This window comes from Burkholderia sp. b14 (assembly GCF_900156195.1).
GTDB lineage: Bacteria > Pseudomonadota > Gammaproteobacteria > Burkholderiales > Burkholderiaceae > Mycetohabitans.
The window spans coordinates 318,577-331,495 of the sequence record NZ_FTPJ01000003.1; the positions used below are offsets into that span (position 1 = coordinate 318,577).

Annotated in this window: 9 protein-coding genes; 4 read left to right on the forward strand and 5 right to left on the reverse strand. The window is 64.5% G+C overall.

Features of this window, described 5'->3' with window-relative positions; genetic code table 11:
• Positions 1-7: 7 nt before the first annotated feature.
• The 4 genes from dapE to dapC all read right to left on the reverse strand — a co-directional run bounded on the left by dapE (position 8) and on the right by dapC (position 3,695).
• A complete protein-coding gene (gene dapE, locus B0B13_RS06015; protein WP_076784942.1) occupies positions 8-1,147 on the reverse strand; it encodes a succinyl-diaminopimelate desuccinylase in 1,140 nt (379 codons plus the stop codon).
• 12 nt (positions 1,148-1,159) lie between these two features.
• Positions 1,160-1,534 carry an ArsC family reductase gene (locus tag B0B13_RS06020; RefSeq protein WP_076784941.1) on the reverse strand — a complete coding sequence of 125 codons (375 nt, stop codon included), beginning with the start codon at positions 1,532-1,534 and terminating at the stop codon, positions 1,160-1,162.
• A complete protein-coding gene (gene dapD / locus B0B13_RS06025; RefSeq protein WP_076795018.1) occupies positions 1,535-2,362 on the reverse strand; it encodes a 2,3,4,5-tetrahydropyridine-2,6-dicarboxylate N-succinyltransferase in 828 nt (275 codons plus the stop codon). It lies immediately after the preceding gene.
• A 73-nt stretch (positions 2,363-2,435) separates the two neighbouring features.
• Entirely contained in the window at positions 2,436-3,695 is a 1,260-nt protein-coding gene (gene dapC / locus B0B13_RS06030) for a succinyldiaminopimelate transaminase (protein WP_076797182.1), read from the reverse strand.
• A 254-nt stretch (positions 3,696-3,949) separates the two neighbouring features.
• On the opposite strand from dapC, the gene smc reads away from it, so the two are divergent.
• The 4 genes from smc to def all read left to right on the forward strand — a co-directional run bounded on the left by smc (position 3,950) and on the right by def (position 11,497).
• Complete coding sequence (gene smc, locus B0B13_RS06035; protein ID WP_076795020.1) at positions 3,950-7,468, forward strand: chromosome segregation protein SMC; 3,519 nt, start codon at positions 3,950-3,952, stop codon at positions 7,466-7,468.
• A 39-nt stretch (positions 7,469-7,507) separates the two neighbouring features.
• On the forward strand, positions 7,508-8,731 hold the full coding sequence (locus tag B0B13_RS06040) for a cell division protein ZipA C-terminal FtsZ-binding domain-containing protein (RefSeq protein WP_076795022.1): 1,224 nt from the start codon (positions 7,508-7,510) through the stop codon (positions 8,729-8,731).
• A gap of 190 nt (positions 8,732-8,921) precedes the next feature.
• Positions 8,922-10,967, forward strand: a complete 2,046-nt coding sequence (gene ligA / locus B0B13_RS06045; protein ID WP_076795024.1) for an NAD-dependent DNA ligase LigA — start codon at positions 8,922-8,924, stop codon at positions 10,965-10,967.
• Positions 10,964-11,497 (forward strand): peptide deformylase, encoded by a 534-nt coding sequence (gene def, locus B0B13_RS06050; protein ID WP_076784936.1) that lies wholly within the window; start codon positions 10,964-10,966, stop codon positions 11,495-11,497. Before ligA ends, def begins: the two co-directional genes overlap by 4 nt.
• A gap of 33 nt (positions 11,498-11,530) precedes the next feature.
• On the opposite strand, the gene B0B13_RS06055 is transcribed toward def, so the two are convergent.
• Positions 11,531-12,895 carry a pseudouridine synthase gene (locus B0B13_RS06055; protein ID WP_338909945.1) on the reverse strand — a complete coding sequence of 455 codons (1,365 nt, stop codon included), beginning with the start codon at positions 12,893-12,895 and terminating at the stop codon, positions 11,531-11,533.
• Between the last annotated feature and the right edge of the window lie 24 nt (positions 12,896-12,919).

The window sequence follows — 12,919 nt, forward strand, 5'->3', positions numbered from 1 at the left end:
CCGTACGTCATGCGACGAGACGCTCCAATACACCCCGATACACGTTTTTCAGCGGCTCAATGTGGGCCAACTCGATATGTTCATCGACTTTGTGAATCGACGCGTTACACGGGCCAAACTCGATGACTTGCTTGCAAATCCGTGCAATGAAGCGGCCATCGGAGGTACCACCGGTGGTTGAGAGCACGGGGCGTATGCCGGTCTCGGCCTCGATCGCCTGCTCGAGCGCGTTGGACAGCTCGCCGCGCGGTGTCAGGAACGGCATGCCGCTCAGGTTCCACGTTAATTCGTAGTCCAGCCCGTGGCCGTCGAGGATCGCGTGCACGCGCGCTTTCAACTCGTCGGGCGTCGTCGCGGTCGAGAAGCGGAAGTTGAAGTCGACGTTCGCGCTGCCCGGGATGATATTGGTCGCACCCGTTCCGGCATGCAGGTTCGATATCTGCCACGTGGTCGGTGGGAAGTATTCGTTGCCCTGGTCCCATGCCACGCGCACAAGGTCAGCCAGCGCGGGCGCGAGCAGATGCACCGGATTCTTGGCAAGGTGCGGGTACGCGATATGCCCCTGTATGCCACGCACGGTTAACTTGCCGGACAGTGAGCCGCGTCGCCCGTTCTTCACCGTGTCGCCGAAGCGCTCGCTGGAGGTCGGCTCGCCGACCACGCAGTAGTCCAGGCGTTCGCCGCGCGCTTCAAGCCGCTCGACTACTTTGACCGTGCCATAGCGTGCCGGTCCTTCCTCATCGCTGGTGATCAGCAGGCCGATCGAGCCGCGGTGCTGTGGATGGGCGGCGACAAATTCCTCAGCCGCGACGACAAAGGCGGCCAGCGACGCCTTCATGTCCGCCGCGCCGCGTCCGTATAGTCGGCCGTCGCGTTGCACCGGAACGAATGGATCGCTGCTCCATTGCTCGAGCGGCCCGGTCGGCACTACGTCGGTGTGGCCGGCGAACGCCAGCAGCTTGCCCGCCGGGCCGTCAGCGCCGCGCTTGAGCGCCCACAGGTTGGTGACATCGCCCTGGGCGATGGTTTCGCAGGTGAAGCCGAGCGCCACGAGGCGCTCGGCCATCAATGCCTGGCAGCCTTCATCCTCAGGCGTGACGGACGCTCGGCCGATTAGGGCCTCGGTCAGGGCAAGCGTGCGGCTCATGGGCAGGAAAGGTCAGAACAGCGTTTGATACTGGTCGGCCGAGAAGCCGACCGCCTTGATGCCGTCGTCGGCCACGAGCACGGGACGCTTGATGACCGACGGCTTGTCGATCATCAATGCGATGGCGCCGTCGGTTGTGCCGGCCGCCGCCTTTTGCTCGTCGCTGAGCGCGCGCCATGTCGTGCCGCGCCGGTTCACGAGTGTGTCCAGTGGCACTTGGGCGAGCCAGCCGCGCAACAATGCGGCGTTGACGCCGGCCTTCTTGACGTCGTGGAACGCGTACGCGACACCGTGCGTGTCGAGCCAGTCACGCGCCTTCTTCACGGTGTCGCAGTTCGGGATCCCGTAGACGGTCAGCGCGTTGCCGCGCGACTTGCTGGTAGCCATTTAATCGCCCCGCAGCAGTTCGTTGATGCCGACCTTTGAACGGGTTTTGGCATCGACTTTCTTGACGATCACCGCGCAGTACAGGCTGTATTTGCCGTCAGCTGACGGCAGGTTGCCGGCCACGACGACGGAGCCCGGCGGCACGCGGCCGTACATGACTTCGCCGGTCTCGCGATCATAGATCTTCGTGCTCTGGCCGAGATAGACGCCCATCGAGATAACCGAGTTCTCCCCGACGATCACGCCCTCGACGACTTCGGAGCGCGCGCCAATGAAGCAGTTGTCCTCGATGATCACCGGATTGGCCTGCAGCGGCTCGAGCACGCCGCCAATGCCGACCCCTCCGGACAGGTGAACGTTTTTGCCGATCTGCGCGCACGAGCCAACGGTGGCCCACGTGTCGACCATCGTGCCCTCATCGACGTAGGCACCGATGTTAGTGTACGACGGCATCAGCACGACGTTCTTCGCGATATACGAGCCGCGGCGCGCGATCGCTGGCGGCACGACACGAAAGCCGCCGGCGGCGAAGTCCTCGGGCGTGTAGTTTGCGAACTTGGACGGCACTTTGTCGTAGAACTGCGAGTAGCCGCCGGCAGCCATCGGCACGTTATCCTCAAGTCGAAACGATAGCAGTACCGCCTTTTTCAGCCATTGGTTGACGACCCAGTCGCCGTCTTTCTTCTCGGCCACGCGAAGCGTGCCGCGGTCCAGCTCGCCGATCACGTGCGCGACAGCCTCGCGGATATCGGTGGGGGCGGACTTCGGTGACAGCTCAGCGCGGTTTTCCCACGCGGTGTCGATGATCTGCTGCAAGGGTTGCGACATGGCTTGATAACTCGAGTGTGGTTGATATCGGTGCAATGCGTGCGCGCCGCGCGGCGGGCGTCGGCGCGACGCGCTACAGGCTTTGGCAGAATTGGACGATGCGCCGCGCGCCTTCGACGCATTCGGCGGTGTCTGCGACCAGCGCAATGCGCACGTAATCGCGTCCCGGGTTAGCGCCGTGCGCGGTGCGCGCGAGATAGGAACCCGGCAGGACGGTGACATTATAGTCGGCGTACAAGCGCCGCGCGAATGTGCAATCGTCCAATCCGGTGCGCGAAACCCGCGCCCACAGGTAAAATCCCGCGTCGGGCATCGCGACATCCAGCACGTCGGCCAGCATTGGGGTGACGGTGCCGAATTTCTTGACGTACTCTCGGCGGTTGTCGCGCACGTGCTGCTCGTCGCCCCACGCGGCAATGCTTGCGGCTTGGTAGACAGGGCTCAATGCCGAACCGTGATAAGTGCGAAACAATAGGAAGCGCTTCAGGATCGAGGCGTCGCCTGCCACGAATCCAGAGCGCATTCCCGGCACGTTCGAGCGCTTAGACAGGCTGGAGAACATCACGATGCGCTCGAAGCCTCGACCCAGTGCGTGGGCAGCCTGTAGCGCGCCGAGTGGTGGGTTGCATTCGTCGAAGTAGATTTCGGAGTAGCACTCGTCGGACGCGATGGTGAAGCCGAAGCGCTCGGACAGGGCGAAAATCTCCCGCCAGTCGTCCAGGCCCAACACGGCCCCGGTCGGATTACTTGGCGAGCACACGTACAGCAGCTGCGTGCGTGCCCACACATCATGCGGCACCGTGCCATAATCGCATGCGTAGCGGCGGGCCGGATCGCTGTTCACGTAGTAGGGTTGCGCACCGGCGAGCAGCGCTGCCCCTTCGTAAATCTGATAGAACGGATTCGGGCACAGCACGACTGGCGGCTGGCCCGCATCGCTTGTACGACTAGAGTCGATGACCGTTTGTGCGAACGCGAACAGCGCCTCGCGTGAGCCGACCACTGGCAGCACGTCGGTGGCGGGGTCCACCGCCGGCAATCCATAGCGGCGTTGCAGCCACGCCGCGATCGCGTGCCGCAACGGCGGCGTGCCGGCGGTCGCGGGGTACGAAGCCAATCCATCGAGCGACGCGCGGACGGCCTCGTGAATCAGCGCCGGCGTCGGATGCTTCGGCTCACCGATGCCAAAACGAATCGGCGCATGGGCTGGCGAAGGGGTTACGCCGTCGAACAGCGCGCGCAGCTTTTCAAATGGATACGGTTGCAGCAGGTCGAGACGCGGATTCACTAGCAGGCCTTTGTGGCGGCGTCGAGCACGGCGTCGAGCTGCCATGTCGGCAGAAGGGACAGGTGCCGCCGCGTCGGTGCACGCGGCCGCCGCATTGAACGCGGGTTGATTCGCAAACGTATCATTATAACGTGCCTGCGCGCGCGGACGTGCCGTCGGCACGACATGCCGCGTGACGAACGGCCCGAGCCGGTTTGGGCCGCCAAGCGGCGATGGTATGATTGGCTCCGAACGTCCGGGCGCCGCATATAGGTGCCGCGCGGACTCCATGCAATCTCTCTAGAACAGCGAATATCGCCGTGCGTCTGACCTCGATCAAGCTCGCTGGCTTCAAGTCCTTTGTCGATCTGACTCATTTCCAGGTGCCCGGCCAGCTCGTTGGCGTCGTCGGCCCCAATGGCTGTGGCAAGTCGAACATCATCGACGCGGTGCGCTGGGTGCTCGGCGAATCACGCGCGTCCGAGTTGCGCGGCGAATCGATGCAGGACGTGATCTTCAACGGTTCGACCGCGCGCAAGCCGGCCAGTCGCGCCAGCGTCGAGTTGGTGTTCGACAATGGCGACGGGCGGGCGGCGGGCCAATGGAGCCAATACGCGGAAATCGCGGTCAAGCGCGTGCTCACGCGTGACGGCACGTCCAGCTACTACATCAATAACCTGCCGGCGCGTCGGCGCGACATCCAGGACATCTTTCTGGGCACAGGCCTGGGTCCGCGCGCGTACGCGATCATCGGTCAAGGGATGATCGCGCGGATTATCGAGGCTAAGCCCGAGGAGTTGCGCGTCTTCCTGGAAGAGGCGGCCGGCGTGTCTAAGTATAAGGAGCGGCGCCGAGAGACGGCGAATCGCCTCAATGACACGCGCGAAAACCTGACTCGCGTCGAGGATATCGTGCGCGAACTTGGCACGAACCTGGACAAGCTCGAAGGACAGGCCATGATCGCGCAGCAGTTCAAAGCGTTGCAGGCCGAGGGCGAAGAAAAGCAGCGCCTGCTGTGGCTGCTGCGCAAGAACGAGGCGCAGGCTGAGCAGGAGCGCCAGCAGCGGGCGATCGGCGCCGCGCAGGTCGAGCTCGAGGCACAGATGGCGAGGCTGCGCGAAGTCGAGGCGCAACTGGAGACGATGCGCGTCGCGCACTACGCGGCCAGCGATGCGATGCAGGGCACGCAAGGGGCGCTGTACGAGGCCAATGCTGAGGTCAGCCGGCTGGAAGCGGAAATCAAATTCATCGTCGAGTCGCGTAATCGTGCGCAGAACCAGATCGCGGCGCTCACCGCGCAGCGGGATCAGTGGCAGCGGCAGGCCGAGAAGGCACGCGACGAACTGGCCGATGCACACGCGTTGCTAGCCGAAGCCGAGGAGCGAGCGGCGCGCACGCAGGACGACGCAGCTGCGCAAAACGATGCACTGCCGGCGTTGGAAGCGCGGTGGCGCGATGCGCAGGCCAAGCTCAATGACGAGCGGGGCGCGATCGCGCAAGCGGAACAAGCGTTGAAGCTGGAGGCGGCGCATCAGCGCAACGCTGACCAGCAGCTGCAGCAGTTGCAGGTGCGGTTGGAGCGCCTGAGGAGCGAGCGGCAGGGGCTAGGTGCGCCGGACGAGGCGCAACTCGAAGAACTGCGCATGCAGTTGGCTGAGCACGAGCAGATTCTGGATGATGCGCAGCAACGGCTCGCCGACGCGCAACAGCAGGCGCCGCAGCTAGACGAGGCGCGCCGCGCCGCACAGGAGCGCGTGCAGCAGGAAAACGCACGGATCCACCAGCTCGATGCACGCTTGGCCGCGCTCAAGCAGTTGCAGCAAAACGTGCAGACGCAGGGCAAGCTTCAGCCGTGGCTGGATAAGCACGAACTGGCCGCGCTGCCGCGCCTGTGGAAGAAGTTGCACATCGAGCCTGGCTGGGAAATGGCGCTGGAATCGGTCTTGCGCGAGCGACTGGCCGCGCTCGAGATTTCGAATCTGGACTGGGTCAACGCGTTCGCAACCGACGCGCCGCCGGCCAAACTCGCGTTCTATGCGCCCCCGCCGGCCGGCAAGCCGCTGCAGACGCCGGCTGGACTGCGGCCGTTGCTGGCGCTACTGCGCATCGATGACCCGGGACTGCGCGCGGTGCTTGGCGACTGGCTCGCCAATGCGTTTGTGGCTGACGATCTCAGCCAGGCACTGGCCGTGCGCGCCCAGCTGCCAGAGGGCGGATGCTTCGTCGTCCAGGCCGGCCATCTGGTTACCCGTGTTGGCGTGCAACTGTATGCAGCTGATTCTGAGCAGGCCGGCATGCTTGCACGGCAACAAGAAATCGACAACCTCGGACGCGAGGTCCGCGCTCAGGCGCTATTGGCGGATGAAGCGCGCGGCGCCGCGGTGCGCGCTGAGGCTGCGCATACGCAGGCGACGCAGGCGCTGGCCGACGCACGGGCACAGGTCGAACGTGCGACGCAGCGGGTGCATGCATTGCAATTGGACGTGCTCAAGCTGACCCAGGCGCACGAGCGCTACACGCAACGCAGCGTGCAGATCGGCGAGGAACTCGATGAGATTGCCGCGCAGATCGACGAGCAGCAGGCCTTGCGCAGCGAGTCTGAGAGCAATTTCGAGCGTTTCGACACCGAGCTGGCTGAACTGCAGGCGCGCTTCGAAGAAGAGCAGTTGGCGTTCGAGGCGCTCGACGAAACCCTGGCAGACGCACGCCAGAGGGCGCGGGAATTGGAGCGCGCAGCTCAAGAGGCGGTCTATGCACAGCGCGATGTCGCGGCCCGCATTGAGGCGCTCACGCGCAGTATCCAAGTCGCGCTGGAGCAGAACGAGCGCGTCGCTGGTGCGCTGCAAGAGGCGCGCGCGGAACTAGAAACGATCAACGAACAAACGGCCCATACCGGGCTGCAACAAGCGCTGGCTTTGCGCAGCGAGCGTGAACACGCGCTGCAGGCCGCGCGTGCCGAACTCGATGCGCTGAGCGGCCAATTGCGGCAGGCCGACGAGCAGCGCCTGGCCGCGGAGCGCTCGCTGCAGCCGCTGCGCGACAAGATTACCGAGTTGCAACTCAAGGAGCAGGCCGCACGACTCAATCGCGAGCAGTTCGTCGAGCAACTGGAGGCAGCCGGCGTCGACGAGACGGCGCTGCAAGCTAAGCTTGGCGCGGACATGAAGCCATCGTACTTACAGGGTGAGGTGACGCGGATCAATAACGCCATCACCGCGCTTGGCCCGGTGAACATGGCGGCGTTGGACGAACTGAGCGCAGCCCGCGAACGCAAGCAGTTCCTGGATGCACAGTCGGCCGACCTGCAGCACGCGATCGAGACGCTCGAGGACGCTATCCGCAAGATCGATGAGGAGACGCGGGCGCTGTTGCAGGGCACCTTCGACGAGGTTAACCGGCATTTTGGCGAACTGTTTCCGCGGTTGTTCGGCGGTGGGCAGGCCAAACTGATCATGACGGGCGCGGAGATCCTCGATGCCGGCGTACAGGTGATGGCGCAGCCGCCGGGCAAAAAGAATTCGACAATCCACCTGCTGTCCGGCGGCGAGAAGGCGCTGACCGCGACGGCGTTGGTGTTTGCGATGTTCCAGCTCAATCCAGCGCCGTTTTGCTTGCTGGATGAGGTCGATGCGCCGCTGGACGACGCCAATACCGAACGCTTCGCAAATTTGGTGCGGGCGATGTCGGACAAGACGCAGTTCCTGTTTATCTCGCACAATAAGATCGCGATGGAAATGGCCCAGCAGTTGATCGGCGTGACGATGCAGGAACAAGGCGTGTCGCGGATCGTCGCGGTCGATATGGAAACGGCCGCGGGCTTCGCGCAGAACGCCGGGTAATGGGCAGCAACACGAACAAGCATTGCTGATGGAGTCTGCATGGATGAATTGACGCTCGGATTGATAGGTGCGGGCGCAGTGGTGGTGACCGGCGTGGTCGCGTACAACGCGTGGCAGGCAGCCAAGGTACGGCGCAGAATGCCCCGGCCGATGCCAGACGATGCGGCGGCGGAGCTAGCGCGCGCACCCGACGCAAACGAGGAGCGGCCGTTCATCGAGCCAGCGGCCCCGGGCGCGCGCCGCGAGCCCGGTTTTGGCGCGGATCAGGCCGAGGCACGCCGCGAACCGAGTTTCGGACCGTCGGCGGCGCCCGATACGCCGGTCGATCTGCAGGCGGAAGGTGGCGGCGATGGGGTTGGCGCTGCGCAGGCCAAGCCGTGCGCAGCGGACGATGGGCAGCCGGAACCGATCATACCGGCTGCGACGACGATCAGCGCCGCACCGCCGGCGCTCGTGGATCGGCGTATCGACTGCGTCGTGCCGATCCGCATCGCAGCGCCGGTCGCCGCAGAGAAGGTGCTGCCGCTCGCGCAACGGTTGCGGCGTGCCGGTGGCAAGCCGGTGTTCATCGAGGGCAAGGCCGAAGGCGGCGAGCACTGGGCGTTGCTGCAGCCGGGCGGTCGATACCACGAATTGCGTGCGGCGGTGCAACTGGCCAACCGCAACGGGCCGCTGAACGAGTTGGAATTTTCGGAGTTCGTGTCCGGCGTGCAGGCTTTCGCCGATGCGCTGGATGGCGCGCCCGAGTTTCCGGATATGATGGAAACGGTGTCGATGGCACGCGAACTGGACGGGTTCGCCGCGCAATGCGATGCTCAACTGTCGGTCAACGTGCTGTCTGACGGCGCGCCGTGGTCGGCCAACTATGTGCAGGCCGTCGCATCGCAGGACGGATTGTTGCTGTCGCGTGACGGCACGCGGTTCGTCAAGCTCGATGCCAAGCAAAATCCGGTATTCATGTTGCAGTTCGGCGACACCAATTTCCTGCGTGACGACCTGACATACAAGGGCGGCACGATGATCACGCTGCTGTTGGACGTGCCGGTGGCCGACGAAGACATCTTGCCGTTCCGGTTGATGTGCGACTACGCGAAGTCGCTCGCGCAGCGCATCGGCGCTCGGGTCGTCGACGACCAGCGCCGGCCGCTGCCCGAGACGGCACTGGCGGCGATCGATACGCAACTGATGACGCTGTACGCGAAGCTGGAGCAGGCGGGTATTCCCGCCGGCTCGCCGGCGACCCGACGGCTGTTCAGTAATTGACCCGCTCGGCGCGCCGGCGGCGGTGGGCGTCCGCCAGTCGGTGAGGAGATGCTCGGCGTGGCACTTGCGCGAGCCCGGTGCATAGCGCCGGGTTTTTTATTGGTGCCGTCGTGTTCCTGTAATAGCGCTTCCGGCGGATGCCGCCGCGTGTGGCTTCCTGCGATAATTTCACCATGAATAACCGATTTTGATGTCACGCATGATGTTTCCGCCATCCGCCGACCGTCCGGCCGAGCGCGCTGCCTGGCTGCGCACAGAGATTGATCGCGCCAATCACGCGTATTACGTGCTCGACCGACCGGAGATCCCGGATGCCGAGTATGACAAATTGTTCAAGGAGCTCGAGCAGATCGAGGCGGACCATCCGGATCTGATCACGCCCGACTCGCCTACGCAACGTGTCGGTGGCGCGGTCGCCGAAGGTTTTGCGCCTATCGTTCACGACGTGCCGATGCTGTCGCTGAACAATGGGTTCGAGGACAGCGACGTTGACGCGTTCGACAAGCGCGTCAGTGATGGGTTGCAGCACGGTGACGTCGAATACGCGTGCGAGCTAAAGTTCGATGGCTTAGCGATCTCGCTGCGTTACGAGAACGGCCGTTTCGTGCAGGCGTCCACGCGTGGCGATGGCACGACCGGCGAGGACGTGACCGCGAACGTGCGGACCATTCGGTCACTGCCATTGACGCTCAACGGCGACGCAGTGCCGAAAGTCATCGATGTGCGCGGCGAAGTGCTGATGTTCAAGCGCGATTTTGAGCGACTCAACAAGCGGCAGCGCGAGGCGGGCCAGCGTGAATTCGCGAACCCGCGCAATGCGGCGGCTGGCAGTCTCCGGCAGCTTGATTCGAGGATCACCGCGAAGCGTCCATTGTCGTTTTTCGCGTACGGTATCGGCGTGCTCGACGGCGTGCCGATGCCGGACACGCATTCGGCGCTGCTCGATTGGTACGTCAGCATGGGTTTGCCGGTGAATCAAGAGCGAGCGGTGGTTCGTGGCGCGGCGGGCCTGCTCGCGTTTTTCCGCGATGTGGGCGCTCGCCGCGCGTCGCTGCCGTATGACATCGACGGCGTCGTCTACAAGGTCAACCGGCGTGATGAGCAGGACCGGCTCGGTTTCGTCTCCCGTGCGCCGCGCTTTGCGCTGGCGCATAAATTTCCGGCAGAGGAAGCGTTGACCCGATTGCTGGCAATCGAGGTACAGGTCGGCCGTACCGGCGCGATCACGCCCGTTGCACGGCTCGAGCCGGTTTTCGTCGGCGGCGCTACGGTGACCAATGCGACGCTGCACAATGAGGACGAGATACGTCGCAAGGATATCCTGATCGGAGACACTGTCATCGTGCGCCGCGCCGGTGACGTGATTCCGGAAGTGGTGGGCGCCATCAAGGAGCGCCGGCCGGCCGATGCGCGGCCTTTCGCGATGCCAACCCACTGCCCGGTTTGTGGCTCCGCAATTGAGCGGTTGCCGGATGAGGCAATCGCGCGATGTGCGGGCGGATTGGTCTGCGCTGCGCAGCGCAAGCAGGCGTTGTGGCATTTCGCACAGCGGCGCGCACTCGATATCGATGGGCTCGGCGAGAAGATCATTGATCAGTTGGTCGAGCAAGGCCTGACCCGTACGCCCGCGGACCTGTTTAACCTCGGCTTTGCGACGGTGGCGCAACTGGACCGTTTCGCGGACAAGTCCGCGCAGAACCTGATCGACTCGTTGGAGCGCGCGCGACATACGACGTTGCCGCGGTTCATCTATGCGCTGGGCATTCGACACGTGGGCGAGGCAACCGCAAAGGACCTGGCCCGGCATTTCGGCTCACTCGATGCGTTGATGGACGCTAGCGAGGAGGCGTTGCTCGAGGTCAACGACGTCGGCCCCGTGGTCGCGGAGGCGATCCGCCATTTCTTCTCAGAGCCGCATAACCGGATGGTGATCGAGCAACTGCGTGCAGCCGGCGTGCAGTGGTCCGAGGGGCCGCCGGCTCCCCGCAAACCGGCCGGGCCGCTCGCCGGCATGACGGTGGTGCTGACCGGCACGTTGCCGACCCTGTCTCGCGAGGCAGCGAAGGAGATGCTGGAGGCCGCCGGCGCGAAGGTCGCGGGATCGGTGTCGAAGAAGACGAATTACGTGGTGGCCGGAACCGACGCGGGCAACAAGCTGACGAAGGCCGAAGAGTTGGGCATTTCGATCGTGGACGAAGAAGGGATGCGTAGGCTTTTAGGGGGTGAACAGCAATGATCCGCGAAATTCTCAAAATGGGCGACCCGCGTCTGTTGCGCATTGCGAAACCGGTGGACAAGTTCGATACGCCGCAATTGCATCAACTGATTCAAGACATGTTCGAAACGATGCGCGCGGCCAACGGCGCGGGATTGGCCGCGCCGCAGATCGGCGCGGATCTGCAGGTCGTAATCTTTGGCTTCAGGCAGAACGCGCGCTATCCGGATGCGCCGGCTGTACCGGAGACCGTGCTGATCAACCCGATGATCACCCCCGTTTCGCTAGACATGGAAGAGGGATGGGAAGGCTGCCTGTCGGTGCCGGGGCTGCGGGGCATTGTCAGCCGCCTGTCGATGATCCGGTATGAAGGTCATGACCAGTACGGCCAGCCGATCGACCGTGTCGCCGAGGGGTTTCATGCGCGGGTAGTCCAACATGAATGCGATCATCTGATCGGCAAGCTGTATCCGATGCGGATTACCGATTTTTCGAACTTTGGTTTTACCAAAGTACTGTTCCCGGACTTGGATCCTTTGTCCGACGATTGACACAGGCCCACATCGCCGACGGCACCAGCTGCCTCAGAAGTGCTCGTCCGCGCGCAAGTAGCGCCATTTACCGGGCGGCAGCGCGCCAAGCACCAATTGGCCTATTCTGACGCGTTTCAGACCGACGACCTCCAGGCCGACTAAGTCGCACATACGGCGGATCTGGCGTTTGCGGCCCTCGTGCAGCACGAAGCGTAACTGTTCGCCGTTCTGCCAATCGACCTGCGCCGGCTTGAGCCGCACGCCGTCCAGCGACAACCCTTCGCGCAGCTGCGCCAGCTTATCGGTGGGGAAATAGCGATCCACCTGTTGCGTGTGCGTGCCGTAGCGCACGCGCACCAAGTATTCCTTTTCAACCTCGGACTGTTCGCCAATCAACTGCTTGGCGATACGGCCGTCCTGCGTCAGCACCAGTAAGCCGGTTGAATCGATGTCGAGCCGGCCGGCAGGCGCGAGTGAGCGCAGATGGGTGGCGGAAAAGCGCGTGGGTGCGGGATCCTCGCTCCAGCGATTTGCCGGTGTGACGAGCGCGACGGCGGGAAGATAGTCGTCTTCTGGCTGGCTGGAGACGTATCCGACCGGTTTGTGCAGCACGATCGTGACTTGCCGGGCTTGGGCCGCGCGTGCGTTGGGTAGCACGTCAATGCGCTGCGTGGCGGTGACCTTTGCGCCGAGCGTGTCGACAATCTGTCCGTCGACGCGGACCCAGCCCTTCTCGATCCATTCGTCGGCTTCACGGCGCGAGCATAGGCCTAGTTCAGACATCCGCTTTGACAACCGCATCTGGCCGGACACATCGGCCTCGATTCCGCGGCGGAGGTCGCGGCGCGGTACGCCCGTGTCGGCGCGCGGACGCGACGGACGCGTTTGGTCCGTTGGCGCGCGCTCGGCCTGTCGTGCACCGCCGCCTTGCTCGCGGACACCGCGTGCAGGGCCTTGCTCGGCAGTGTCCCGCGCGCCGATGCGCTCGGCTAGCACCTGGGCCGGTGACTGGTGCGGTTTGTGACCAAGATGGCCGGGCTTGTCGCGGCATGCCAGCACTTGCGTGCGCGTACGCTTGCCGGCTCCCGCGCCACGCGCGCGGCCACCGTGATCTGTGCCGTGGGACTGCTCACCGATGGCCACCTCGCGTTGCCGCTTGGCGCCGTGAGGCGCTTTCGTCGGCGCGGTGTCAAGACGGCGCGCCGATGTGCGTTGTCCCGAGTCCGCGCGGGCAGGCGCCCCGGCCGCCGTTCGGCGCGGCGCGGCGGCGTTGCCCGGCTGGTCGGCGTGCACGCTCCCGTGCCGCTTGCCGGCTGTAGGGGTGTTACCGCCGACGGGCGTGGCCGGGCGCGCGGCGGGGCGACGTCCAGCCGGCGCACGTGGGTCAGTGTCGCGGCCTTCTAACGATGCCTGCACAGCGGTGCGCCGAGTTGCGTCGCG

Excerpts from the sequence above, each read along its gene's own strand:
- ligA (WP_076795024.1), top strand. The coding sequence starts at position 8,922 with ATGTCACGCATGATGTTTCCGCCATCCGCCGACCGTCCGGCCGAGCGC.
- B0B13_RS06040 (WP_076795022.1), top strand. The coding sequence starts at position 7,508 with ATGGATGAATTGACGCTCGGATTGATAGGTGCGGGCGCAGTGGTGGTG.
- def (WP_076784936.1), top strand. The coding sequence starts at position 10,964 with ATGATCCGCGAAATTCTCAAAATGGGCGACCCGCGTCTGTTGCGCATT.
- dapC (WP_076797182.1), bottom strand. The coding sequence starts at position 3,695 with ATGGCAGCTCGACGCCGTGCTCGACGCCGCCACAAAGGCCTGCTAGTG.
- B0B13_RS06020 (WP_076784941.1), bottom strand. The coding sequence starts at position 1,534 with ATGGCTACCAGCAAGTCGCGCGGCAACGCGCTGACCGTCTACGGGATC.
- dapE (WP_076784942.1), bottom strand. The coding sequence starts at position 1,147 with ATGAGCCGCACGCTTGCCCTGACCGAGGCCCTAATCGGCCGAGCGTCC.
- dapD (WP_076795018.1), bottom strand. The coding sequence starts at position 2,362 with ATGTCGCAACCCTTGCAGCAGATCATCGACACCGCGTGGGAAAACCGC.